This window comes from Gordonia sp. p3-SID1431 (genome assembly GCF_025143765.1).
Classification (GTDB): Bacteria; Actinomycetota; Actinomycetes; order Mycobacteriales; family Mycobacteriaceae; genus Gordonia; species Gordonia hongkongensis.
On record NZ_JAMBDT010000034.1, the window covers coordinates 1 to 24,540 of the forward strand.

At 65.5% G+C, this 24,540-nt stretch carries 26 protein-coding genes, 1 tRNA gene, 2 pseudogenes and 1 other annotated feature; of the genes and pseudogenes, 20 read left to right on the forward strand and 9 right to left on the reverse strand.

Annotation, left to right across the window (positions count from 1 at the left end):
* Window positions 1–704, forward strand: a pseudogene (locus tag M4D77_RS10775) (endonuclease domain-containing protein); the annotation flags it as partial.
* 73 nt (window positions 705–777) lie between these two features.
* Here M4D77_RS10775 and M4D77_RS10780 read toward each other — a convergent pair.
* Entirely contained in the window at window positions 778–1,602 is an 825-nt protein-coding gene (locus M4D77_RS10780; RefSeq protein ID WP_226513576.1) for a maleylpyruvate isomerase family mycothiol-dependent enzyme, read from the reverse strand.
* Between the two features lie 158 nt (window positions 1,603–1,760).
* On the opposite strand from M4D77_RS10780, the gene M4D77_RS10785 reads away from it, so the two are divergent.
* From M4D77_RS10785 to M4D77_RS10805, 5 genes are all read left to right on the forward strand, one after another.
* Window positions 1,761–3,326: a serine/threonine-protein kinase gene (locus M4D77_RS10785; protein WP_226513577.1), complete on the forward strand. Its 1,566-nt coding sequence runs from the start codon at window positions 1,761–1,763 to the stop codon at window positions 3,324–3,326.
* A 70-nt stretch (window positions 3,327–3,396) separates the two neighbouring features.
* On the forward strand, window positions 3,397–4,380 hold the full coding sequence (locus M4D77_RS10790; RefSeq protein ID WP_226513578.1) for a YafY family protein: 984 nt from the start codon (window positions 3,397–3,399) through the stop codon (window positions 4,378–4,380).
* A gap of 102 nt (window positions 4,381–4,482) precedes the next feature.
* A complete protein-coding gene (locus M4D77_RS10795; protein ID WP_226513579.1) occupies window positions 4,483–5,574 on the forward strand; it encodes an NAD(P)H-binding protein in 1,092 nt (363 codons plus the stop codon).
* A gap of 51 nt (window positions 5,575–5,625) precedes the next feature.
* Window positions 5,626–6,333, forward strand: coding sequence for a type II CAAX endopeptidase family protein (locus M4D77_RS10800; protein WP_226513580.1), 708 nt, complete (start codon window positions 5,626–5,628; stop codon window positions 6,331–6,333).
* Between the two features lie 306 nt (window positions 6,334–6,639).
* A tRNA-Val gene (locus M4D77_RS10805) sits at window positions 6,640–6,714 on the forward strand.
* A 152-nt stretch (window positions 6,715–6,866) separates the two neighbouring features.
* Here the strand turns inward: M4D77_RS10805 and M4D77_RS10810 are convergent.
* The 4 genes from M4D77_RS10810 to xerC are packed head-to-tail and all read right to left on the reverse strand — an operon-like array spanning window position 6,867 to window position 9,650.
* Complete coding sequence (locus M4D77_RS10810) at window positions 6,867–7,358, reverse strand: hypothetical protein (RefSeq protein WP_226513581.1); 492 nt, start codon at window positions 7,356–7,358, stop codon at window positions 6,867–6,869.
* Complete coding sequence (locus M4D77_RS10815) at window positions 7,358–7,747, reverse strand: helix-turn-helix domain-containing protein (protein WP_226513582.1); 390 nt, start codon at window positions 7,745–7,747, stop codon at window positions 7,358–7,360. Before M4D77_RS10815 ends, M4D77_RS10810 begins: the two co-directional genes overlap by 1 nt.
* A gap of 39 nt (window positions 7,748–7,786) precedes the next feature.
* Complete coding sequence (locus tag M4D77_RS10820; protein ID WP_226513583.1) at window positions 7,787–8,260, reverse strand: hypothetical protein; 474 nt, start codon at window positions 8,258–8,260, stop codon at window positions 7,787–7,789.
* 40 nt (window positions 8,261–8,300) lie between these two features.
* Window positions 8,301–9,650, reverse strand: coding sequence for a tyrosine recombinase XerC (xerC, locus tag M4D77_RS10825; protein ID WP_226513584.1), 1,350 nt, complete (start codon window positions 9,648–9,650; stop codon window positions 8,301–8,303).
* A 160-nt stretch (window positions 9,651–9,810) separates the two neighbouring features.
* Here xerC and M4D77_RS10830 point away from each other — a divergent pair, with 160 nt between their 5' ends.
* The 5 genes from M4D77_RS10830 to M4D77_RS10850 all read left to right on the forward strand — a co-directional run bounded on the left by M4D77_RS10830 (window position 9,811) and on the right by M4D77_RS10850 (window position 13,555).
* Window positions 9,811–10,143, forward strand: coding sequence for an excisionase family DNA-binding protein (locus M4D77_RS10830; RefSeq protein ID WP_226513585.1), 333 nt, complete (start codon window positions 9,811–9,813; stop codon window positions 10,141–10,143).
* Window positions 10,144–10,147: 4 nt separating this feature from the next.
* Window positions 10,148–10,738 carry an NUMOD4 domain-containing protein gene (locus M4D77_RS10835; RefSeq protein ID WP_226513586.1) on the forward strand — a complete coding sequence of 197 codons (591 nt, stop codon included), beginning with the start codon at window positions 10,148–10,150 and terminating at the stop codon, window positions 10,736–10,738.
* A gap of 296 nt (window positions 10,739–11,034) precedes the next feature.
* A complete protein-coding gene (locus tag M4D77_RS10840) occupies window positions 11,035–12,021 on the forward strand; it encodes an AAA family ATPase (RefSeq protein WP_226513587.1) in 987 nt (328 codons plus the stop codon).
* 498 nt (window positions 12,022–12,519) lie between these two features.
* Window positions 12,520–12,930 (forward strand): hypothetical protein, encoded by a 411-nt coding sequence (locus tag M4D77_RS10845; protein WP_226513588.1) that lies wholly within the window; start codon window positions 12,520–12,522, stop codon window positions 12,928–12,930.
* Between the two features lie 139 nt (window positions 12,931–13,069).
* Window positions 13,070–13,555 carry a hypothetical protein gene (locus tag M4D77_RS10850; RefSeq protein ID WP_226513589.1) on the forward strand — a complete coding sequence of 162 codons (486 nt, stop codon included), beginning with the start codon at window positions 13,070–13,072 and terminating at the stop codon, window positions 13,553–13,555.
* 304 nt (window positions 13,556–13,859) lie between these two features.
* Here M4D77_RS10850 and M4D77_RS10855 read toward each other — a convergent pair whose 3' ends face one another.
* Window positions 13,860–14,417 carry a hypothetical protein gene (locus tag M4D77_RS10855; protein ID WP_226513590.1) on the reverse strand — a complete coding sequence of 186 codons (558 nt, stop codon included), beginning with the start codon at window positions 14,415–14,417 and terminating at the stop codon, window positions 13,860–13,862.
* 827 nt (window positions 14,418–15,244) lie between these two features.
* A pseudogene (locus M4D77_RS10860) lies at window positions 15,245–16,550 on the reverse strand (IS256 family transposase).
* A gap of 488 nt (window positions 16,551–17,038) precedes the next feature.
* On the opposite strand from M4D77_RS10860, the gene M4D77_RS10865 reads away from it, so the two are divergent.
* Both M4D77_RS10865 and M4D77_RS10870 read left to right on the forward strand, forming a co-directional pair.
* Window positions 17,039–18,321 (forward strand): IS3 family transposase gene (locus M4D77_RS10865; RefSeq protein WP_226513591.1). Its coding sequence is split into 2 segments (ribosomal slippage): window positions 17,039–17,327 and window positions 17,327–18,321, totalling 1,284 coding nucleotides; the frame shifts between segments, so codons are not numbered across the junction.
* Window positions 17,317–17,445 (forward strand) — a sequence feature (AL1L pseudoknot). (Overlaps the previous gene by 129 nt.)
* A gap of 647 nt (window positions 18,322–18,968) precedes the next feature.
* Window positions 18,969–19,820, forward strand: a complete 852-nt coding sequence (locus tag M4D77_RS10870; protein WP_226513592.1) for a TIR domain-containing protein — start codon at window positions 18,969–18,971, stop codon at window positions 19,818–19,820.
* 428 nt (window positions 19,821–20,248) lie between these two features.
* On the opposite strand, the gene M4D77_RS10875 is transcribed toward M4D77_RS10870, so the two are convergent.
* Window positions 20,249–20,728 (reverse strand): hypothetical protein, encoded by a 480-nt coding sequence (locus tag M4D77_RS10875; protein ID WP_226513593.1) that lies wholly within the window; start codon window positions 20,726–20,728, stop codon window positions 20,249–20,251.
* Window positions 20,721–21,383 carry an RNA polymerase sigma factor gene (locus M4D77_RS10880; protein WP_226513594.1) on the reverse strand — a complete coding sequence of 221 codons (663 nt, stop codon included), beginning with the start codon at window positions 21,381–21,383 and terminating at the stop codon, window positions 20,721–20,723. The genes M4D77_RS10875 and M4D77_RS10880 overlap by 8 nt, the downstream gene beginning before the upstream one ends.
* Window positions 21,384–21,507: 124 nt before the next feature.
* On the opposite strand from M4D77_RS10880, the gene M4D77_RS10885 reads away from it, so the two are divergent.
* The 7 genes from M4D77_RS10885 to M4D77_RS10915 all read left to right on the forward strand — a co-directional run bounded on the left by M4D77_RS10885 (window position 21,508) and on the right by M4D77_RS10915 (window position 24,487).
* Window positions 21,508–22,020 carry an Asp23/Gls24 family envelope stress response protein gene (locus M4D77_RS10885; RefSeq protein WP_226513595.1) on the forward strand — a complete coding sequence of 171 codons (513 nt, stop codon included), beginning with the start codon at window positions 21,508–21,510 and terminating at the stop codon, window positions 22,018–22,020.
* On the forward strand, window positions 22,020–22,370 hold the full coding sequence (locus M4D77_RS10890; protein ID WP_226513596.1) for a hypothetical protein: 351 nt from the start codon (window positions 22,020–22,022) through the stop codon (window positions 22,368–22,370). The genes M4D77_RS10885 and M4D77_RS10890 overlap by 1 nt, the downstream gene beginning before the upstream one ends.
* Window positions 22,367–22,546 carry a DUF2273 domain-containing protein gene (locus M4D77_RS10895; protein WP_226513597.1) on the forward strand — a complete coding sequence of 60 codons (180 nt, stop codon included), beginning with the start codon at window positions 22,367–22,369 and terminating at the stop codon, window positions 22,544–22,546. The genes M4D77_RS10890 and M4D77_RS10895 overlap by 4 nt, the downstream gene beginning before the upstream one ends.
* On the forward strand, window positions 22,539–23,087 hold the full coding sequence (locus M4D77_RS10900) for an Asp23/Gls24 family envelope stress response protein (RefSeq protein WP_226513598.1): 549 nt from the start codon (window positions 22,539–22,541) through the stop codon (window positions 23,085–23,087). Before M4D77_RS10895 ends, M4D77_RS10900 begins: the two co-directional genes overlap by 8 nt.
* Window positions 23,084–23,674: a DUF6286 domain-containing protein gene (locus M4D77_RS10905; protein WP_226513599.1), complete on the forward strand. Its 591-nt coding sequence runs from the start codon at window positions 23,084–23,086 to the stop codon at window positions 23,672–23,674. Before M4D77_RS10900 ends, M4D77_RS10905 begins: the two co-directional genes overlap by 4 nt.
* A complete protein-coding gene (locus M4D77_RS10910; RefSeq protein ID WP_226513600.1) occupies window positions 23,671–24,219 on the forward strand; it encodes an alkaline shock response membrane anchor protein AmaP in 549 nt (182 codons plus the stop codon). Before M4D77_RS10905 ends, M4D77_RS10910 begins: the two co-directional genes overlap by 4 nt.
* A 70-nt stretch (window positions 24,220–24,289) precedes the next feature.
* The gene (locus M4D77_RS10915; protein WP_226513601.1) at window positions 24,290–24,487 is read left to right on the forward strand and encodes a CsbD family protein; all 198 of its coding nucleotides are present in this window, start codon (window positions 24,290–24,292) and stop codon (window positions 24,485–24,487) included.
* Window positions 24,488–24,540 lie beyond the last annotated feature (53 nt).

Sequence of the window (24,540 nt, forward strand, 5' to 3'; positions counted from 1 at the left end):
CGCGCGCACAGGCACGGATCGCGGTGCTCTCCGTGAGCTCGACGCCGCGTTGGGTGGGGTTGCCGCCGCTTGGTGGTTGGGCCTCCACCCGAAAGAACCTCGAAAACACCTGGTGTTCACCGGCTCTCACGGAGCGCATTCGCGCTCGTCGGCGACTGCGGTGGTCCGGCACCGCCGCCTGACCGACGCCGACGTCACCACGCACGCCGACCTCAGGGTCACTGCAGCGGCGCTCACCGTCCTCGACGCCTCCGCCGAACTCGGAATCGCTGTCCTCGATTCGGCGCTTCTCTCCGGCTCGGTGAAACTCGCCGACCTACAGGCCGCGCACTTGCGCTACCCCGGGCGGCATGGTTCTCCGGCCATCACTCAGTACTTGCGACTTCTCGGCGACGGCGCGATCGGAGGCGGAGCGAATCGTGGCCACGTTGTTTCGCGAGTCGGGCATAGTGAGCTGGACACCGAACGTGAGCGCCGAGGGATATGTCATCGACGTGGCCTTCACCCGGGAGAAGCTGGCTGTCGAAATCGACGGATTCGACTATCACCGCGATGTCACGACGTTTCAGCGAGACCGGACAAAGCGCAATGCGCTCATCGCCGCGGGCTGGACCGTCGTGAACTTCACCTGGGCCGACATCGTCGAACGCGGCGATCAGGTGGTGACCACGGTGAGAAATGCGTTGAGCCGTTCGGCCGCCTGATCCGGTTGCGACTTGTCCCGCAAAGCGATACAAACCGCAAGCGGATCAAGACGAGCCGCAAAGGGCCACCCGACTAGATCACGTAGTTCATCCGGCTCAGGATCGCTTGTCCGAGAGCCTGATCGCCGTGCAACTCGACCGCGGACGGATCGGCATCCCGTCGGCCGCCGGCGTACCGCGCAAGATTCATCGCATCCAGCCGGATACGCACGTCGGCAGCGTCGTCGCCGCCGTCGAACTCGTCGACGACGCCCGCCCGGTCCCCGACGGCGATTCGCACGGTCCGCGGAGACACCCCGGTGATGTCGAAGAGGACGGTGCTGCCCTTCGGTGCATCGGCTCGCTTCCCGACGACGAAGGGCAACGACGCGCCGATCTCGTCGAGTGCGAACGACGCCGGGCCCGGCTCTGCCACGGCTGAACGATCGGTGCCGTCACGCAGGTCGATCTCGTGCACCCAACAGTCGAAGATCCGAATCCGCATGAATCGCCCGTACGTGTCCGGCCCGGCGGGCGTCATCGCCTCGGCATCGAAGTCGTTCTGCGACATGGATTTCAACGCCTCGGTCCGGACGCCGATGATCTCGTCGAGGGCGGCAACCACCTCGGCACGCGGCTTCGGGCGGTAATGGTCGACCCACTTCTCGTTGAGTTCGCCGATCGGGTTACGGACGTGGTCGAGGGCGCTGACCGTACGGGTGGCCTCGACGTCGCGGCCGTCGAGCATGCTTTCGGTCCCGACGATGTGGGCGACGATGTCGGCATTGGTCCAGCCGGGCAGAACCGACGGGGCCGACCACGCGTCGTCGTCGAGCGCGCGGGCCAGTTCGCCGATCACGCCCCACTGCGCGATCAGAGCCTCGGTCACCTCGTCGATCGGCAGGATCGTCGTCGCCATCGTTTCTCCTCGGGTCTGGATCGGCGATCAGGGTCGCCGGCGGGTCACTCGGTTCAACCGTATCGGGGACCGATCTGCGGATCCCGGGACCCGCCGAACGGAGGACAATGCGCGGTGTCGGCCCCGGCGAACGACCCGGGCACCCTACGCTTGTCCGCGTGTCTGCATCCGTGCGCGCCGGCGACCGGCTCGGTCCGTACCTCATCGACGGGTTGATCGGCCGGGGCGGAATGGGCGAGGTGTACCGCGCGACCGACACCCGCAAGGACCGGGTCGTCGCCCTGAAGCTGCTCAGCCCTCAGGTCGCCGACGACCCGGCTTTCCGTGACCGGTTCCACCGCGAGTCGCGCGTTGCCGCCCGCCTCAACGATCCACACGTCATCCCGATCCATGACTGGGGAGAGATCGACGGGCGCCTGTTCATCGACATGCGCCTGGTCGACGGCCGCGACCTCCGCACCCTGCTCCTGCAGGACGGACCTCTGCCGGCTGAACGCGCGCTGCGGATCGTCGGTCAGATCGGTGACGCCCTGGATGCTGCGCATCGATCCGGCCTGGTCCATCGGGACGTCAAACCCGACAACATCCTCGTCGACGATCGCGACTTCGCGTACCTCGTGGATTTCGGTCTCGCACAGGCCGACACCGACACACGGTTCACGAGCACCGGCACCGCGGTCGGCTCCTTCGGCTACATGGCGCCGGAGCGATTCGGCGACGATGCCGTCGGGCCGCCCGCCGACATCTACGCGCTGGCGTGCGTGCTGTTCGAATGTCTCGCCGGAGTGCACCCGTTCGCCTCGGCGACCACCATCGAGCGGTTGATCGCCGCCCACCTCACCGCCCCGCCGCCGCGCCTCGGTGCCGCGATCGATCACGTCATCGCCCGCGGGATGGCGAAAGATCCGTCGCAGCGCCAGCTCTCGGCGGCAGCGCTGGTCGCCGACGCCGGCGCCGCCCTGCGGTCGGAGCCTCTCGGTGGCGCGCCGACGATCGTCCCGGCCGGAACCCCCACCGTCGTGCCCGCCACCCCGTCGGCATCGACACCCGCCGCTCCAGCCGGGCCGTGGGACGCCACCCGGGCCGCGGTCTGGACCACACCGCCCCGCCGCCGGTCACCTCTCGTTCCCATCGTCGTGGCGACGTCCGTCGTGCTGCTGATCTGCGCCGGCGTCGTTGCCTGGGCGATCATCACGACCGAGCGGGACAACCCGGCGACCACAGCCGCCGACGCATCCGCAGTGTCCACGACCACCGAGGCGGCGCCCCAGCCGACGACGCCGACGCCGGCCGAACCGACACCCCTTCCCGGACCGACTTCGCAACCGGGCCCCGCGTCGCAGCCGGGTCCGGCACCCCGGCCGTCGGCGAGTCCTCAACCCGCAATCGTCCCCGGCGATCTCGGTCTCACCGTGCCGATGACCCGGCCGGCGTGCGACGGCACGGGGATCGTCGTGGTCGCCAACGCGACCGCACCCGGGACCTACCCCGGCGAGGTGCAGTCCTATTTGAACCAGTACCCGGGTGCGAGCTACTTGCGCACAGATCAGTCGTGTCCGTCGCTGAAGCAGGTGAGCGATGACGGCACTCCGATCTATGCGGTCTACTACGTCGCGGGCCGCACTCTCGAGGACATCTGCACGATGCGCAACCAGATCGGCGGCCTTGCATACGGCCGCTGGCTCGACTACACCACCGACCCGGAATCGCAGATCACCTGCTGACCGCGCCCCTACAGGGACGACGCGACGAACAAGGACCGGACCTGTCCGCATCGTCGGGCAGGATGGGCACATGTTGGAAACCTCCGCGCGGTTGCTCGCGTTGCTGTCGCTACTGCAGACACGACGCGAGTGGTCGGGTCCCGAACTCGCCGAGCGCCTGGACATCACCACCCGCACCGTGCGGCGCGACATCGACAAATTGCGCGAACTGGGCTACCCGGTGGACGCCAACGTCGGCTCGCGCGGTGGCTACCGGCTGGGCGCCGGCGCGGAGATGCCGCCGCTGCTGCTCGACGACCAGGAGGTCCTCGCGGTCGCCCTGGGTCTCGACGCGGTGACGACCGGTGCGGTCGCCGACATGGCGGAGGCCTCGGCGGGCGCGCTCGCGAAGCTGCGTCAGGTCATGCCGTCGAGGCTGCGCCACCGACTCGACGCCCTGCGGATCGAGGCCGTGCCCCGTACCGCGCCGGCGAGCGCGGTGTCCGCGGACCGGCTCACCGAAATCGCGACCGCGTGCCATCGGAACGAGCGGCTACGGTTCGACTATCGGCGCAACGACGGGGAGGAGAGCCGACGCGAGATCGAACCCTATCGACTCGTGCGCAACGGGAACCGTTGGTACCTGGTCGGTTTCGACATCCAACGCGGCGCCTGGCGATCGTTCCGCGTCGACCGGATGGAACCGAAGGTGCCGACCGGACCGCGTTTCACCCCGCGCGAACCACCCGAGGGCGGCGCGGCGGCGTTCGTTCTCCGGGGCCTCGGGTCCGTCTACCGGCGGGCGACGGCGCGGGTGCGTATCCATGCCTCGCTCGACGCGGTGTCGGCGATGGTCCACGAATCGTGGGGTGCACTCGAGTCCGGCGACGAGCACAGTTGCGAGATCACGCTGTACAGCACGTCGCTCGCGGAGATCGCTCGCTGGCTGTACGCCTTCGGCGCGGATTTCACCGTGATCGAACCGGTTGAACTCCGGGCCGAGTTGGTGGCCGCCGCGGAGTACCACGACCGGGTCGCCGAACGGTACCGACGGGCAGTCGTCGCGCAACCGTGACCGTCACCGACGCCGTTACCCGACCGTGACATCGGCACCGTGTCTGTCACATGAACGCACCCGAGCCGACCGACTCCGCCGATTTTCTCTACCGTCGGTGTCATGCGACTTCTCATCACTGGCGCCACGGGGTACGTCGGTTCCCGCTTGGTGTGCGCATTGCTCAAGCAGGGACACGACGTGGTCGTCACGTCGCGGGACACCCGGAAGCTGGCCAAGTTCGGTTGGTCGGACCAAGTCAGCATGGTGACCATGGACGCCGACGACCCGGCTTCGGTCCAGAAGGCGATGTCGGACGCCGGCCAGATCGACGCGATCTACTACCTCGTCCACGCCATCGGCCAGGCCGACTTCGCGAACGGCGACCGCGACGCCGCACGCAACGTCGCCGAAGCCGCGCGTGACGCCGGAGTGGGACGGATCATCTATCTCGGCGGTTTCGTGCCGTCGGACGACAAACTGTCCACCCATCTGCAGAGCCGCGCCGACGTCGCCGACGGACTGGTGGTCGACGGCGGGCCCGAACTGGTGTGGCTGCGCGCCGCAGTGGTCATCGGCGCGGGTTCGACGTCGTTCGAGATCATTCGCTACATGGCCGACCGACTGCCGGTGATCCCCGAACCCGACTGGATCACCAACGAGATGGATCCCATCTCCATCCGCGACGCGGTCCACTATCTGGCCGCGGCGTGCGACTCCTCCGTCTTGCCCGCCGGGAACTACGACATCTCCGGACCCGACAGCGCACGCTACATCTCGATCCTGCACGAGTACGTGTCGGCGATCCGGATGCCGAGGCTGCGGCTACCGGTCTTCGGGATCTCGACCCGGCTCGCGGGCCGGGTCGGCGGCATGCTGGTGCCGGTCCCGGCGTCGCTCACCGAGGAGCTCGTCACCTCCCTCGACCACCCGATGACGGCGTCCGAGCACCGCATCCGCGATCTCGTCCCGCCGCCCGAGGGCGGACTGACACCGATGCGCGAGGCCGTCCGCGCGTCCGTGCGGTCGCCGTATCCGCGCTCGGTGTGCGACCTCGACGACCTCCACCACCTCGCCGACACCGACCCGGCCTGGGCCGGCGGCGACTGGCTGCGGGTGAAACGCAGCGTCGTCGAGACGATCGGCACGTCCCTCGGGGTGGCCACGAAGGTCGTCGGAGTCCTCCGACCGAGTCGCGCCGATGTAGCGTCGTGACCGGTGACCATTGATCGACCGATTTCCTGACCGATCGAACTAGGTGGTGATGTGCTGGTGACCTCACTGGCGCGCGACCTGTACGACTCCGTCGCCGCGGACCGCGACCCCGATCCCGGCGCCCACTACATCCGACGACGCTGGCTGGTCGGCGTCTTCCTCGTCATCGGTGCGGTGGTTCTCGGCATCTCCCTACGGGTGGAGCCGGGTGACGCCGCGTTCTACCCGTTGACCATCGGTCTGGCGGCGGTGTGGATCGTCGGTGCGTTCGTCTCCGGACCGCTGCGGCTCGGTGCCTTCAGCCCCACCCCCTCGCGCCCGCCCGACCGGATCGGGGCGATCGGACTCGGCGTCGTCGTCGGCCTGGCCGTGGGCGGCGCGTTCGTGCTCGGTGGCCTGGTGGCACGGATGATCCCCGGCGTCAGCGACCTCGCCAACCAGGTGCTGGCCTTCGCCGACTTCGGCAGCCTCGCCGTGGTCACCGCGATCACAATGCTTAACGGCCTCGCCGAAGAGTTGTTCTTCCGCGGCTCGGTCTACTCGGCGGCCCGCCCGCACAATCCGATCCTCGTGTCGACGGTCATCTACGTGCTGGTCACCATGGCCAGCGGCAACGTGATGCTCGGCTTCGCCGGCGCGGTCCTCGGTACCGTCTGCGCCATCCTGCGGCGCAGCACCGCTGGCGTCCTCGCACCCGCGATCACCCACGTCATCTGGGGCGCGGTGATGGTCCTGGCCCTCCCGCCCGTCTTCGCCTGACCGCCAGACCTCAACTCGACTGTCAGACTTCGATCGAAGTCTGTCGGTCGAGTTGAAGTCCCCCGGTCCCCCGGTCCCAACTCCTGGCGTCCGGGGGCATCGACAAACCTCCGCTCCCTAACCGAAAGAACGACCTGCCCCCTGCTCCCTGAGGAGCTCCTTGCTCCTTGAGGTGCGAGGAGCGAAAGCGACGAGCCTCGAAGGGCTGGCGACCCGACCACCCAGCCTCGGCCAGACCCGGTTTGAGCGCTCGGCATCGGAGCGACTAAATTCGTGTGCGCAGCGCCACGTTCGTCAGCGCGGCACGCGCGTATAGCTCAGCGGTAGAGCTCTGGTCTTACACACCAGCGGTCAGGGGTTCGAATCCCTTTGCGCGCACCAGTGTTGTTGCAGGTGGCGGTAAGTTTATGTGATCGCGACCAGCGTGCCGAATCCCCGCAGTGTGCCGAGACTGTGCCAACGCGCGGTGGATGACCGCCAATCCGCCTCGCCCAGACTGGCCTTGTCTGTCCGTTGCTCCGAGCGGTTCATCACTACTTGTCGTTGTCGACGGCACCTTCGCCGTCGGCATCGAGATCCTCGGACTCGCGACGAGCGTTCGACTCAGCAAGAATCTCCTTCAGACCCTTCTTACGGTTTCGGAAACTCTTCCGTATGCCCTCAAGCCCACTGAGGCCGTAGAACGGGACCTCGTCGCTTGTAATCGAGCGTGCTGTGTCGATCAGAGTCGCCGACGCGCACGATAAGACCTGCGGTAACGCCGTCTCCTCGACGAAGCCATTGAGGTCGTCCTCCGGAGTGACATCTCGCTCCCAGTAGTACAACACCGCAACGTCCACCGAAGCAGTTCCGTCCCGGTACTCGTCGACGATCCGAATGCGTATCCCGAGTTTCTCGGGCTGGACGTTGACCGACAACTGAAATGTGGTGTCAGGGAGAGTCTCGCCGGTGTTTTCATGGTGGTGCGAGGCCCTGCGCTCAAACACCGTGAACAGGGCGTCCTCGACCGCAGGGAAGGCGGTCACTACACCAACTCCCATACACCGATCGGGCCACGCTCTGGCTTGGCGGGGCTATCACTCTTCCGAACCGACACAGACAGGGTCTCAGCGGCAGCGCGTTCGTCGAGCTCCTCATCGAAGTCTGAAAGCCTAGTGTTGACCTTTCCCCCGACGGCCGCCGCATAGCGACGAATTGTCGAAAGGTGCGGGTCAGCGCCCAGCCGTTCAAAGTTGGACACTGCAGTCTTCGATCGGTTCATACGGGCAGCGACTTCGTCTTGAGTGAGTCGTTTCGCCTTGCGCATAGCGACCAAGTCCTCAAGCAATTGGTCATCATTCAGAGCAAGATGCTCGCGGAGAGGGGTGTAGGGATCATCCGCAAGGTCTGCTTCTAGTGCGTCGATTGCGTCCATGCGGTTCAGGTTAACCGTAACAAGCCGCGCAGGGTACATCTAGACCGGAAATGTGAGTAGTTCCCTACCAGTCGCCGATGTCGAGTTCGTGCGACCTACCGCAACATCGATGTCCGCCTGCTGCTCGGTCCCGACGTAGTCAGGGTGCAGACTCTTCGCACCCGCACCCATGCCCCACAACTCCTCTGGGCACAGCACTGGTTCATTGAAGTAGACGCGGTAGTTGACCGTAGTCGTTTCCGTAATCACGCGATCCGAGTAGATTGCCTCCACCTCAGCCTCCTCGTCGTATCGGATCTCGCCGATCGCACCACGTGTGCTTTCGCACGGATACTCCCAGTCCTCGTCACGAATGGTGCCTATTGCAGCGCGCCTAAGCTGTGCCTTGATGGCGACCCAAGTGTCTTTGTCGACTCGGAGTCGTCCGATGTCGTGAGCGAGGTCGCTGTGTCGCTTCCACGAGCAGTTGATCACCCCTATGCGATCTGAGTTGTGACGAGGAGCACGCCTCATCTGCTCACCTCCGCCTCGACGAGCGATCGACACGTATGGGTCATTCGCTCGCCGCCCGTGACCCGAGCAGCGATGCGCCGGCGGATTCGAGGGCGTCGTCGTAGACATGTCCGTACACCCGCAACGTCATGCCGGGATCGTGCCCGAGCCACTTCGCGGTCGCCGACACCGTGTTGCCCGAGTCGAGCATCATCGTCGCCGCGGTGTGCCGCACATCGTGCAACCGGATCACCGGCACACCCGCAGCCTTGGCCTGTCGGGCGAACTCGCTCGAGTACGTTTCCGGCCGGATCGGTGACCCGTCACCGTTGACCGCAACGAGCCCGGTATCGGGCCAGTCAGGCCCGATGACCAGGCGTTCGGCTGCCTGCGCCGCCTTGAACGATCGGAGCGCGGCGATCACGTCTGCCGGCACCGGCAACACCCGACGAGACCGCGCCGACTTCGGGTCGCCCTCGACGGTGCCCCGCCCCGGCACGATCACCCGACCCGACACAATCGCCACGGTGCCAGCGTCGAAGTCGATCGCATCCCACCGCAGGCCCAGCACCTCGGAGCGCCGCAGCCCGCACAAGGTGAGCAACCACAGCGCGTACAGCCGATCGGACTCGACGTGCGTACGGAACTCCGCGGCCTGCTCCCGCGTCCACGTCGCCATCTCCCTCGACGCCACCTTAGGCCGCTCGACGAGCCGAGCAACGTTACGCGCCACCAGACCTTGCGCCATCGCATCATCGAGCGCCGCCGACAACTGCACGAGCATCGTCACGACCGTCCTCGCGCTCACCCCAGCAGACTGCCCGGCGTCGTCGTCGACCTCGACAGCGACGTAGCGGCCACGCGCCGGCCGGTCGACGTGCCCACCCTCGCGCAGCCGGTCGAGGAACTTGCCAGCGTTCGCCCCGAACTCGGCCTCGACCTGCGCATAGCTCACGCCGTCGACATGGCTCGCGACGAACGCGAGTATCTGCGCGGCCCGCTCGGACAGGCGACGCGCCGGCACCCGCCCCGATTCCATGCGCCACGCCACGAGGTCGTCGACGTGCGACTTGGTGAGTTGCTGCAGTTGCATTCCGCCGAGCTGGTCGATCACGGGTTTCAGTGCCTGCTGGTAGCCAGCCAGCGTGACCGGCCGAATGTCGCGGCGACCGTCGAGCCATCCGGTCAGGAACTCGGAGACCGTAACCGCGTGCCGCACAACGTATGTGCCGGCGGAAACTTCGGTTGCGATGCGCCGGTATTCGCGTCGCGCCTCGGCCATCGTCCGATAGGTGAACCGCTGCCGCAGCCGACCGCCATCGGGTTTACTCCCCACATCGACCTGGAACGTATAGCTCGCGGCACCGTTCTTCGCGGTGCGCTTGGTGATCGGTTCGGCCCGTCGCGTCATGCCGACACCATAGCGCCGAGGTCTGATACATTCGGGAACGTTCAACGCTGCAGGCGAGGGGCCGGGCGGTCGAAAGGTCACCCGAACCCGAACCGGCGGCACCAATTTTCGCAGCTGGCTAGGGGCCGGGCGACCTGATCCTTACGAGGACGGCCCCGCTATGCCCAGAACTGCCGAACCAGCTATCGACCTCGCTGACGCACTCGACGCGATCGCGAAGGTTCCCACCGACAGCCTCGATCCGGCGACGGTCGACGCGCTCGACGTTGCGCGCCGCGCCATCGTCGCACTCGGCAACACCGAGACCGCCACTTGGGCAGTCAAGACACAGCCGACGATCTCAGTTGTCCAGTACGCGAACCTGATCGGCATCAACCGAATCACGGCTTATGAGCACGTCGAGCGCGGTGATATTCCGTCGATCAAGGTCGGCCGGCGCCGACGCATCCCGGCCGCGGTCGTCCGCCGGCAACTCGGCATCGAGGATGCGTGACGCGATGCCCAACAACGAAGGCCGGCAACAATTGCCGGCCCCCGAACGCCTCTCCAACAAAGGCAACGCCGAGTCTATCCGTCCGACAGCGTTCGAGGAATGGCGCGCAATCCCCGGCTACGTCGGCGTCTACGAGGTATCGGACCTCGGCCGCATCCGATCACTCGACCGCACGATGGTCAGCGCGATCGGACACGCGACACGCCGGACCGGGCAACTGATCTCACCCGCGCGAGACAGCAAAGGCCACCTCGTTGTCAGCCTTTACGGGCGTGACCACACCAAGCGCAGCTTCCGCGTCCACAGGCTTATCCTGGCCGCGTTCGCCGGCCCGTGCCCGCCCGGCCACGAGGCACTGCACCGCAACTCCCGAGCCGACGACAACCGGCTCGCGAACCTGACGTGGGGCACCCCCGCCGATCTCGGCAGGCTCACCGTCCAGAACGGACGGCACCCGATGGCCCGGCGAACGCACTGTGCCCACGGCCACGGCTACACCCCCGGGAACACTCGCATAGTCCGGCGTTCCGAAGGTCGCACTGTTCGCGCCTGTCGCGCCTGCCTGGCCATCCACGGCAGGAGGCCCCAGCGATGAGCCCACACGCAGCGAAACGTCAACGCCGCAGCCAGCCGCGCCGCAACGTCGTGGATGACATGCGGCGAGCCGAACGCAGCAACCTCGACAGCCACGGCGACCGGAAGATCGACGAGGCCCGGCAAGTCCTCGAACGCCGACAAGCCGGCGCGGTCAGCACTGCGGCTGTGACAACCACCGTCGACTCACCCGACGTCGACCTCATCGGCCCCCACCACGTACCGCTTCCCGAGGAACCCGTAGCTCAGGACGACGGCCCTTCTGAGCATCGCCCGCGACGCTCCATGCGCGCGCCTTTGGCCGATCGCCTGCTCACGCTCTCGTCGCTCGGCGAGCTCCGCATACCGACGCCCCTCGTCGACGGGCTGCTCTACCGCGGAACCCTCGCCCAGCTAGCCGGTCCCGCCGGCAGCTACAAATCGTTTCTCGCGATCGCCGTTGCCTGCTCCGTAGCGGCTGGTACGGACCTCGACGGGCAAAGGGTCGGTGAACCCGAGCACGTCATCTACGTCGCCGCTGAGGGGGCGGCAGGACTGCGTGCTCGAATCCTCGCGTGGTGTGAACACCACGGCATCGAACCCCGCGCACTCGAACCGACGCTTCACGTCCTACCTCTGCCCGTCCAACTCGATACCAGGACCACCGACGTCGCCGAAGCCGCCGCACTCGCCGAACAATTTCATGCCGCGCTCGTCATCCTCGACACCCGATCGAAATGCACGATCGGCATGGAAGAGAACAGCAACACCGACCAGGCCAAGGCCGTCGCGGCCGCCGAGCAAATTTCCGAAGCGAGTGGCGCAACGGTCCTCGTCATCCACCACACCGGCCGTGACGGGAACAACCCGCGCGGGGCGACCGCATGGGACGGCGGCGTCTGGTCCGATCTGCGCATCAAGGAGGGCAAGAACTTCGGAGTCACGGTCCGTTGCGAAAAGCACAAGGACGCCCCGTCGGGATGCTCGCACGGCTACCAACTCGTCGAGCATCAAGTATCCGAGGATGCGATGCCGGGCAGGTCCGAGAACGTGCGCAGCACCCTCGTTTGTGTCTCACGAGGGGGTGAGACTCTCCGTCCTGTGTCTAAGTCAGAAAGTCTCATCGTTGAAGCGCTCCGTGAGACTCCCAGCGTCAAAGCCGGGCAGCTGACCGATGCAACCGGAATCCCAAGGGCGACCGTCTACAAACGCCTAAGCGCACTGGTAGAGAACGGAAACGTGGTCAAGTCGGGTGACCGCTACTCCCTTACCTCGTCCGCAGTCGCTCAGCGGAAAGTCTCATGAGTCTCACCATAGTCTCACCCAAGTCTCACCCCACGGTCACCAGTATCACCCACCCCACACCCTTAGGGGTGGGACTGAGACTCGGGAAGTGAGACAGGACATGGTTGGTCGCGTTTCTGCTCCGCTCCTTCGTCGCTCCGTTCCGCCCCAAATCGCTCCGCTGGCGCTCCACGATTTACGCCGGCCGTTATCACAACAGGAACGCCAAGCAGGCATCTCACGCCCTCACCACGAGGCAAGAGGTTCGCGGAGGGAGGGACGACCGGAGCGGTTCTCGCGGCAGCGGAGCGAGGCACGAGCGGAGAACCGAACCCGACCACCAACCGAGGCGAGACGCCGACGACGACCAGCCACCCACGAACTCGGCGACCACCCACGTCGACCTCAACCACAAAGCGATCGCGAGCACCACACCAGGAGGGCACCGGACCGCTGCCGCACGAGCAGCAACCACCGACCGATAGATCTGCCAGCCCTCCAGCGAGACAGGAACCCACGATGACCACAAGCCACGGCGGATACCCGCCACCCGACGACGAGGACGACGACCAGATCGCCGCCCAGTTCCTCGACGTCCTCCGCGCCCGCCTCGACGCCGCCGGCGAATACGGGTCGGTACCGTGGCGCACCGAACGCGACGCCCAGATCCAGCGACTCGCCTCACTCGGCTGGACCGACGCCGACCTCGCCGCCCACTACCGAATCGGCCGCGACACCGTGCGCGCAGCACGCGTCCGCCACGCCAGCAACACGACGAGACCCGACCCGGCGACCATCCGCCGCCACAGCTACCTCGTCCGCATCCCCGACTACGCGATCGACCTCGCCGTCGACCACGACACAGCAACCCGTCTGCACAGCCTCATCAACGACTACGGCATCGACGCCCAGATCGTTCGCCACGACTGACCGTTCGCTTTGCGACGGTTGTCACAGGATCAGACTCGTAGATCGCCCCTAGAAGGTGACACACCTAGAAGGCACCAGGCCAGTGCCTTTCTATCGGTCGTTTACGATTCGCTGAACATCGTCAGAGGAAGAGTGCGTCTTGACAAAACTGATCGGAACCGCCGCTGCCGTGGCACTCGCGCTACTTGCAGCGACAGGATGCTCCACCGACGAACCAACGTCGACCCCACCGACAACAGAACTCGCCAGCGCTCCGACCACCACTAGCGTTCACGCCACGACGACAAGCTCCGCCCCATCCACGACCCAACAGCAGCCCGCCGCCGTGTCATCGGTCCTCACAGCACTGACAACACTCGGCTATGCATGCAACGCTGAGACCGACATGACGATCTGCACCAAAGACTCCGGCGAACACTGGCAGATCCGCGAATCGCCCCAAGGCGATGGTGACCGCGCCTTTGTAACCGCGGCGTGTGAGGCCGGAGTCAACGACGACGGCAGAGTCATCACAGACGGGGCACGGGTCGTGATCTACGCCGGTAACGACGAGGATCTAGACGCTCTCGTCACGACTCTTGCCAGTGTGGGCCTATCCGGGCTTGAAGCCATCGACTACTGCTAGCGACCGTAAGCCACACACCCACCAAGGATGCGCAACGAGACTCTTTCACTGTCGACGCTCGACCCGGGTGTTCGGTCTGTTTTCGTCGTTTGTTCGCCCGGTGAGCCCGCGTCGTCGCCGCTCCGCCTCCCGCTGTTGAAACTCTCTCCACGCGATACGCCGCGCCTCGTGATTACCGAACGCCCACATGCTCAGCAACACCCGTCTACCCGCGTACGGATTGGCCGCCCCGGGTCGGGAACTCAGCCCCTCAAGGTAGGCCTGCTTCGCTGCCTCCGCAGTTGGCAGCAGCTGTGACCGGCGGTCACGTTCGCGAGGAATCACCATCACCTATCGCCTCGTCGTCGAACTCACTACCAGGTGTCCATGTCTCGCGATGCTCGGCACCGTGCTCGGCGACGTACCGCCGTCGGTTGCCCATTGCGGCCCTAGCGATCTCGGCATCTGGCGACCACACCGATTCAGTGACTATCGGCCATCTCGGCGTCTCGACCTCGGACCGCCGGCGGATCGGTGGAGGTGTCCACCCGACCGACAGTGTGGCACCGTCGTCGAGATCGTCGAGCGCGAGGACCGTCGACCACTCAACACTGGTACCCGGCTCGACGAACGCAGCGAACCCGATCCGCTCGGCCCGGTCTGCGCCCGGCCGATGCACGTAGACCACCACACGGTGCGCCGGCCCGTCGCCGAAGTTGCTCACCGTGCCCGCGAACCGCAGACCACCCTGCGCCGGCCGCACCTCGCCGGCGAACTCCCAGTCGACCGTCGAGCGAGTCCACCACGCCCGCACTATGACACCACCGAGTGACGCGAGCGAGATCCCGGCCGCGATCCACGACGACAACGTGCCCCAGTCCATGTCGGAACCGTAGCGACCCCGTCGCCAGCAGGACACCCGAATCCCCGCAGTGTGCCGAGAGTGTGCCAAGAACCGCACGACCAAGCCAATACGGAACCGACCGGCAAAGCCTGTTTACACTGGTCAGAGCCGATCGAGGCGACCATCGCCGACCCTGCTCGAACACATGAGCTCGCTCTTACACACCAGCGGTCAGGGGTTCGAATCCCTTTGCGCGCACCAGTGTCCCCAGGAAAACGCAGCAATTTGATGTTCCGCTGTTGTTGGACATGCCTCGATTGCGACAGTCTGTGCAACTGTTCGGTGTTCCCGTCCAGGTAGCAACCTCGGAGGGCGAGACGGCGCAATGCCAACACACAGACTGCCCACGCGGCGAAACCCTCATCCACCATGCCTCGGACCTCTCCGGACAAGGACCCATCACCACCATGCCGAGTCTTTGCATAACGCTGTCTGGCAACCGGAAGAGTCCGTTGACCCTGAACGCTCCGACGCACTCCACCAACTTGGCCGCGAAGTCGCCCAAGCACTCACTTTGGCGACCGGCGGCGAAGTCGACGAACTGCAGGCCCTTATGGCCGGTGTCGCACTTGGCTCGGACTCTAAACACACGATTTCTCAACGACTTCTACACTTCACGGAGGACCGTGAGCATGACCGACGCCACCCTCGCCACCCCCTCAAACGTCGAGAGAATGAACGAACACAGGGCCAATGCCCTCCACGAAGCCGCTAACCAACCTGGCGTTCATACGGATGTCTCTTCAGACCGTGAGGAGGTGACCGTGGAGGGAGTATCAGATTAACGGTGTAAGTGGCGTTTTCGGTTAGTTGTCTTCGCTGGCCGGCATGCGGTCGGCGAAGGTGATGGCGAATGCGTTGAGTGCTGGTTTCCACCGCATTGTCCATCGTTTCTGTCCGGTGCCGGTCGGATCGAGCGACCGGGTCACCAGGTACAGGCACTTTAGCGCCGACTGCTCGTTCGGGAAATGCCCACGAGCCCGCACTGCGCGCCGGTAGCGGGCGTTGAGTGACTCGATCGCATTCGTCGAGCAGATCACCTTACGGACCTCGATGTCGTAGTCGAGGAACGGTATGAATTCTTGCCATGCGTTGCGCCACAACCGGATAGCTGCCGGGTACCGGTGCCCCCACTCGGCGTCGAACGCATCCAGCGCCTCGGCCGCGGCTGCAGCGGTGGGGGCGGTGTAGATCGGTTTGATCGCCTTGGCGATAGCATCGCGGTGCTGGCGGCCGGCATAGCGGAATGTGCCCCGGATCAGATGGATGACACACGTCTGCACCACCGTGTCGGGAAAGACCGCCCCGACCGATTGCGGCAGGCCTTTTAGCCCGTCGCAGACGAGGAAGAAGATGTCGGCTACACCCCGGTTCTTCAGCTCGGTAAGCACCGCCAGCCAGTACTTTGCCGACTCACCATCGCCTTCACCTGCCCACATCCCGAGCACGTCACGATGCCCGGCCAGATCCACCCCGATCGCGGCGTAGATCGGCCGGGGCCCTACCTGCCCATCGCGGATTTTGACATGGATGGCGTCGATGAACACCGCGGCGTAGACGCGTTCGAGCGGACGGGCATGCCAGGTGGCCATCTCTTCGAGCACCCGGTCGGTGATCCGGCTGATCGTGTCTTTGGAGACCGCAGCACCGTAGATGTCGGCGAAATGGGCGCTGATTTCACCGGTGGTGAGCCCACGGGCATACAGCGACAACACCACCTCATCCACATCAGTCAAGCGGCGTTGGCGCTTCTTCACGATCTGCGGCTCGAAGGTGCCCGCCCGATCCCGCGGGACATCGATCTCGACCTGCCCACACGCATCAGTCAGCACGGTCTTCGACCGAGACCCGTTGCGCGAGTTGCCACTCCCGCGACCACGCTGGTCGTGCTTGTCGTAACCGAGATGCTCAGACATCTCTTCATCGAGCGCCGTCTCGAGCACCGTTTTGGTCATCGCTTTGAGCAACCCATCCGGACCGGTCAGGCGGACCCCCGGCCTCCCGGGCCTGGCGGACCAGCTCGCGTTCATCGACGCTGCGGTCCGCAGGCACCTCGACGATCCCGTCATCGTGTTCATCAGATGGCTCCACAGCCACAAGAGTGTCGGTCATGATGCGACCTTCCTGCCCCCGACACACCGAGGGCGGTAAGGCCACTTACACCGTTCTCACGACAGTCCCACCGTGGACTGATAACCCCAGACTGTCGGCGCTATTACCGTCACCGTCGAATCGTCCTACCCGTTGACAGGTGGCGTCATTGAGCACGGTGTACGAGTTGTGGAGGCAATCAAGGAAGCCACTACGCGCTGAAATCACCTACAGCGTCGCCTAGTTCATCGACCGATCCCGGACTCATATTTGCAGCCGATCACAAGGGAACATCTTGTCCAGAGCCCTCACCGCCACCATCCTGACCATTGCGGGCATCGCCCTAACTAGCGGAGTCGGCGTAGCGTCTGCCGATCCCGCTGCCACCGTCTCGTACAACGCCCGGTTTTGCGCCGACGTGAAACAGGGCAACAAAATTGCCGTTCAAGTAAACGAGTGAACCGCCCCGGGTCTGTCGGAGGCTCTCGAACCTGTGAAGGATGGAGAGCATGGCAGCACCACGCAAGTACAGTGAGGAACTCAAGGACCGGGCCACCCGGATGGCATGTGAAGCGCGACGAGATCCCGATTCGTCGAGAGGTGCGATCAAGCGGATCGCCGATCAGCTCGGAGTCCATCCCGAGGCGTTGCGCAATTGGGTTCGTCAGGCCGAGATCGACGGCGGGGTCCGCCCGGGCACCACGAGTGAGGACGCTGACCGCATCGCGGCGTTGGAGCGGGAGAACCGTGAACTGCGGCGAGCGAACACGATCTTGAAGCAGGCTTCGGCTTTCTTTGCGGCGGAGATCGACCGCCCACAGCGCTGATCGTGGAGTTCGTCGCGGCTCACCGCGATGAACACGGAGTCGATCCGGTCTGTGCGGCATTGCGCGATACGTCCGCCCAGATCGCTCCGTCCACGGTACGAGCCCACCTGAGCCCCCAGAAGACCGAGGCGCCTCGTGTGGTGCGTGACCGGGAGCTCCTTACCCAGGTCCGCGCGGTGCATGCCGACAACCTCGGCGTCTACGGTGCCCGCAAGGTGCATGCCCAATTGCGCAGACAGGGCCATAGTGTTGCCCGCTGCACCGTCGAGCGATTGATGAAAGCCGATGGGCTGCAAGGGATAGCGAGACTCAAGACACGCAAGACCACGCGCAGCGAGGGAGCTGAAACACCCCGGCCGGCTGACCGGGTCAACCGTCAGTTCACCGCGGCGGCACCGAACGCGTTGTGGGTGGCGGACCTGACCTACATCCGCACCCACTCGGGCTGGGTGTACGCGGCGTTCGTCCTGGACGTGTTCTCGCGGATGGTCGTCGGCTGGCAGGTCTCGACCACCATGCACACCGACCTCGCCCTCGACGCCCTGAACATGGGATTGTGGGCACGGTCGCGTGCCGGCCACGACGTGGCCGGGCTGATCCACCACTCCGACCGCGGAGTGCAATACCGAGCCATCCGCTACACCGAACGACTGGCCGAAGCCGAAGCGGTGACATCTGTTGGCTCCAAAGGGAATTCATACGACAACGCGATGGCTGAGGCGTTCAACTCGCTGTTCAAAGCCGAATGCATCCGTAACCCCGTGATGCGCCCGCGAGGCGGCTGGGCAGGTGTGGGCGAGGTCGAGATCGCCGTCGCTGAGTACGTCGAATGGTTCAACCACCGCCGCCTGCACGGCGAGATCGGACACGTCCCACCCGTCGAGTACGAGAGCGCCTACTGGTCGACCCACACCGTCACCAGCTACCGTGAGAACCCGGTCCCCGCAAACGCTGGAACCAACTAACCGAGCCTCCAGCAAACCCGGGGCGATTCAGAGAAACCAGCGAATACTTACCCGTGGGGCGACGCGCCCGAGGAAACCTGGCACGGTCCGCGGATAGGGGATGCACCATTCGACACCTGGGTCGAACAAGTTCCCAATAACCCGTATCCCGGAGGAATGTGGTGTCACACCGTCGTTCGGACGGACCTGAAAGAGGGCGATTGGGTCCGTCTCATACATCGCGCCGCCGGCCGCGGTATCGCCACCCAGATGACCGAGGTAGTGAGAGCCAATGGTGTGGTAGCTGAGCGCCTGATCGGCGGTACAGGCTGGGCGGCTGGCCCCGGACCGGGCGCTGGTCTCTGGACCATTCCGGCGCCTGTAATTCCGGAGCCTGTAGACCCTGATCCTCCTACCGAGCCCACCGAACCCACTGATCCGCCATCTACGGGCGGTGGTTCCTTGCCCAGCTTCGGGAGCTCGTAGCTGCCCCGTTCCACTAAGCTATAACCGCGCAGCACTTGGCCTTCCAGAATGTAAATGGCAGCAGCTTTACCATCCCGCAGCTTGTCATGCCGCTTCGGTGCTAGCACCGAAGTCTCTGGAGAGACAGTCTCCGCGCGCGCGGCAGGGGTACGTTGGTCGAACTCGCTGCTAACCTCAGCGCCATGCCTACGGATAAAACTGTCTTCGTGAGCTGGTCTGGCGAGTTAGCCAAAGCAGTAGCCCAGGTCATTCAAGAGTGGTTACCGACGCTGGTCGACGACATCGAGCCCTGGGCATCGTCGACAAGCATCCAGGCTGGCATGGGTTGGTTACATGAAGTCAACACCAAGCTGACCGCTGCTCAGTTCGGCATAGTTGTAGTTACCCTTGAGAACAAAGACCGTGAGTGGCTGAACTTCGAGGCCGGCGCTTTGGGACAACGATTCGTCAATGACGAGCGTGGTCGAGTCGTCCCAGTGATGGTCGACTTCACGAATACGAGCGACCTTCCATCCACTCTCAGTCAGTTCCAGGCCATCCATCTCGAAAAAGAAGGCCTGCGCAGCCTAGCGAGGTCTCTTGCCAGGGCTCTTGAAAAGAACGAAGCTCCGGTTACAGAGCGTTTTGAGAATTCCTGGCCGAGTCTCGAACGTAAACTATCGAAGGCGAAGGCGACACCCAGCGCTACGCCAGCGCGCTCCCATCAAACCAAGGTCGACGAAATTCTTGAGATCGTGCGAAATGAAGCAAAGAACAACGCAACCCTCGCGCATGCCGAGGCCAGGGACGAGATCGCAGCGCGAATTATAGCCTCGGCCAATATCCACTCAATTAGATTTTATGGCTTGAGTGAGACCCAATATACGAACATGGTGCTCGAGATTAAAGACGGCCAGAACTTCACCGAACAAGAGATTCAGATATACGAACGAGCACTTAGCGCCGTCTGGAACGCGCCATACAGAATCATCACCCATTCGGAGGCGGCAACTAGCCCGCTTCTCGATGCGGTCCGTGAAAGGACCCACCGATAGTGTCTATCTTGAGGCTTTCTTGACATGGCACGCACGTGAAGGCCAACTCCTGCGCATCAAAATTGCCGCCGCAGTCGTCGCGAAGCGATCAAGGCCCTGTCTTCGACCCCTGCCCACATTCAGAACCCGCACTCCCGTGTGTCTCTGAGACGACGTCCAAGTCAACAATCACTCTCCTGTGAACCCAGCCGTCACGACGTCCGACGTCGAGCTGCCGGTATTCAGCCATCGGGTCGCGAGGTGTGCGGCCGTGGCCGCCGCGCTTGTGACATCGACACTGGGCACATACGCGCCCAAAGCGCGACGGTGAGATCAGCATGAACGCTTCCGGGAAACTAGCTCGATGGCGAAGATCGCCTATGTAGTCGATCGCAACCGATAACATAGCCCCTAACCGCGCGCCCATCGCGACTCGCAACTGTGAACCGCTACCGGCTCAACCACTCTCGGGTGTACACGTCCTGCCAGCGCACCGAGATGTTGCGTCGGGCGGCAGCACTGCTCTCGGTCCCGAGGGTGTCGATCAGCACGTCGTCGACGATGTCGCGCACCTCGTCGGAGAGCGCGGGCAGGTCGTCGGCGTACCGGGCGATCAGGCCGACGCGCACGCCGTCGACGGTGTCGCCAGTGCCGTCGACCGACACGAAGACCGTCAGGCGGCCGAGTTCGCGGCGGGTGCGCACGGCGATGAGTTGTTTGACGACGCGGTCGCTCGTGTTGACGCGCAGTTCGTCGGTCGCCAGGGTCCGAGCCGGCCGCCGAATCCGTTGCAGGCTGCCCGAGATCGAGGTGATCAGCCGATCGACGTCACCGATGGGTTCGTCGGCGGCGATCTGCTGTGTCGCCTCGACGAGCCAGGCGTCGGCGACGTCGGTGGCCTCGAAGTCGCGTCCGTGCTTGTCAGGCACCGACCTCGCCTCCCTCCGCGTCGTCGACGGTCTCCGTCGGTGTGATTCTCGGTTTACCAGGGTTCCACGGCGCCAAACGGGTCGACAGGAACTTCCGGCTCCGTTGGAGATGACCGCGCACCGATCCGGTGGTGATGCGCAACACCTGTCCGATTTCCTCGAGGGTAAGCCCCTCGACTTCCTTCAGCCACCACGCGGCGCGCGAATTGGCGGGGAGATTGTCCAATTCGGCGCGCAGGGCATCCATGAGCAGACTCCGTTCGGCCATGTCGGAGGGCAGCGGTCCGGCGGCCTCGAGTTCGGCGAACCGCTCGTCGTCGAACGGGACGTCGCGTCGGCGGCGGTGGTAGTCCACCGCCTTGCGGTGCGCGATGGCGAACATCCACGTGCGGAAGCTACTCCGGAAAGCGAAGTCGGGCAGCCCCTTCCACGCGTCGAGCAAGGTCTCCTGCGTGAGGTCCTCGGCGGTCTGCTGACCGTCGACCATCCGCAGCATGTATCGCAGCAGACCCGGGGTCACGCGCCGGACGAGCACGTCGAACGCCTCGGTGTCGCCGACTGCGGCCGCGCCTGCGAGTTCGTCATCACCGAGCCCCGAAAGGGTCAGCGCAGACAGGTCGAGCGGCTGTCTGTGAGCTGAATCACCGGTATTCATGCGTGCAACTCCCCCCGTCCGTCCCGACTGACCTTACAGACGGATCGTGAACAGCCTTTGCGATCGCGCATCATCCGAACGCGGTCCGTCTACGAAGAAGACACGACGACCGAAGGAGTTCGACATGTCCGCAAGCGCCACCACCACCACCAAGGACGCCACCAAGGACGAGGCTGCCACCGTCGACGCGTCGCGCACCGACGCCACCGACGCCGCCGCCGGCCGTGCCCTCGCCCGCCGTGATTCGTCGGGCGACCGGGGACGCACCTCCATCGCCGACATCGTGGTCGCCAAGGTCGCCGGCATCGCCGCGCGCGAGATCGACGGTGTCCACGACCTGGGCGGCACCACCGAGCGCGTGGTCGGCCGGGTCCGCGACGTCCTGCCGGGCACGACGGTGAGCACAACCCAGGGCATCGAGGTCGAGGTCGGCGAGCGTCAGGCCGCCGTTGACGTCTCGATTGTGGCCGAGTACGGCGTCGCGATTCACCAACTCGCAGCCGCCATTCGACGCAATGTGGTCTCTGCGATCGAGCAGATGACGGGCCTCGAGGTCACCGAGGTCAACATCACCGTGCACGACATCGCGTTCGGCGACGACGAGCAGGAGTCGAACACCACGCCGCGGGTCCAGTGATGACGTCGGACCTCCCGGCGGCGCAGACCGACGACGGGGGCCCGCTGGCGGAACGCCTCGCCACCGCCGTCCTCGCCGTACCGGGCGTCCGTGACCTGCACAGCGGCCTGTTCGGGGAGATCGCCACGTATCTCCCCGGGCGTCGGGTCCCGGGCGTGTCCCTCGCCGACGACCACGGCGAGGTCCACATCGTCGTCGACGCCGCGTACGACCTCCACGGCACCGCCGCGCGGGTACGCGATGTCACCGAGGAGCTCGCCGCGAGACCCGTCACGGTGACCGTGGCAGACATCAGCGTCACCTCGACGCCGACTCCGACTCCGATTCCGAAAGATGGTGAACCGCAATGAACAACGCGATCGTGGGCCTGTTCGTCGGCCTGCTCCTCGCTCTGGCCGCCGTCGCCGGCGGGCTGGCCGGTTTCCTGTTGGCCGTCGTGCTGGGCGCCGCGGGACTCGTGCTGGGACTGAACCGGGACGGGGCCATCGATCTGGGGGCACTCCTGCGGAGCCGGGGTCGTGGCTGAGCACGAATCCGGCGGGCCCGCGCGGGATGCGCATCCGACCGCGGGTGACTCGCCGCCCGGCACGCTCACCGTCGCCGATCGCGTGATCGAGAAGATCGCGGCCCGAGCAGCTCTCGACATCCCGGGGGTCGTCCGCCATCGCGGTGGCGTCGGGTCGGTTCTGGGGGTCGTCGGTGAGCGGTCCTTTCCCGACGCGGCCGTTCATGCGGGCGGGGCCCGGATCACTCTGTCCCTCGCCCTCGAATGGCCGTGCGCGGTCGCCGAGGTGTCCCGCAGCACACGCGATCACGTCGCCGCCGAGGTCGAGCGACTCGCCGGGATCGTCCCGCTGCGCGTCGACGTGACGGTGTCCAAGTTCGAGCCACGACAAGCGATCCGACGCCTGCAGAAGGGTTACGTGGACCTGCCGCCGGTCGTCGACGAGCCCGAATACGACGACGTTGACGACCACGTTCACGACAACGACCCGCGCCCCGAAGACCCGGACAACACCGACGCACTCACTCCGACCATCAGCATCGACACGGGGGTACGACGATGACGCAGACCGCACCGGCACCGGATCTCGCACCTCACGAGCACGAACCCGATCCGGGGGACGTGTTCCCACCCGCCGCCCTCCCGGGCGCCGCGATCGCCGGCGCAGCGTTGGGGCTCACCCTCATCGCGCTCGGCGCGGCAGCCGTACGCGACATCGCCGTCGACGCCAACTGGCTGGACGGTCGCCCGTGGTCGGTGACCGCCGCGCAGTGGGTCGCAGAACTGCAGTGGCAGAACTGGATGTGGCCCGCCGCCATCGGGTTGATCGTGGTGGGCCTCGTTCTGCTGTGGATCGCGGTCAAGCCTCGTCGCCGGACCCACCTCGAACTCGCCGGTGGCGGGGGGATGTGGACCCGTCCCGGAGACGTCGCGCGACGCTGCAGCGCCGCCGTGTCCGACCTGCCCGGCGTACTCGACGCCGACACCGTGGTGACGCGACGGAAGGTGACCTGCACCGTCGGGGTGCGGAGGCAGGTCGTCGACCCCGCCCTCATCGACAGCACGGTCGCCGCCGTGGCGGCCGATCTCGCCTCGTCACCGCGGGTTGTGGTGCGCGTGCGCGATCGAGGACCGAGGAGCGTCCGATGAACCGTCTTCCCGCAACCGCACATCGACTGTCGATCGGACTCGTGGCACTGCTGCTCATCGCGGTCGGCGCCGCGGCCGTGGCCTCGCAGGTCGACGCCCAACCGGTGGCCGGGTGGGTCGACCGTCTCGACGAGCGTGCCGCTCTCGACGCCGCCCAGGCGTCTTGGTGGGTGTGGGTGTTGGCCGGCGTCACCGTGGTCGCGATCGGCTGGGGCCTGTTGTTGCTGGCCACCAACGTACGGCCCCGCGCAGTGGACGACGCCCTGCTCGACGGTTCCGATCAAACCGGAGCGCTCACCGTCGCACCGAAACTGATCGCGAACGCGGCAGCGACGGAACTGGCCGGCAACCCGCTGTTCCAGAAGGTGACCGCGAAGGCGATCGACGACCGGTCGCGCAGCATCATCCGACTCGAGGTGTCGGCGACGCCGAATCGCAGCTTCGACGAGATCACCGCGCCCGTCGCGGAGACCGTCACGGCCATCCGTACCGCGCTCGGCGACTCCGGAGTCCACGTCCAGGCTTTCATCCACCTCGACAGATGACACCGACACAGACCGACAGACCGCCTCGTCCGAGGCAGTCGTCCGAGAAAGAAATGAAAGGAAAGTCACGATGGGATTCAGCGACAAGGTCGGCAACAAGGCCGAGGACCTCTCCGGCAAGGCGAAGGAGACCGCCGGCGATGTGACCGGTGACGACCAGCTCAAGAGCGAGGGCAAGGGCGATCAGCTCTCCGCGGCCGTCAAAGACGGCGTGGAGAACGTGAAGGACGCCGCGTCGAACATCAAGGACAAGCTGACCGGCAAGTGATCATCGTCGCCGGCCCCACACCCCGGCCGGCGGCGACAGACGAATCCCGAAGG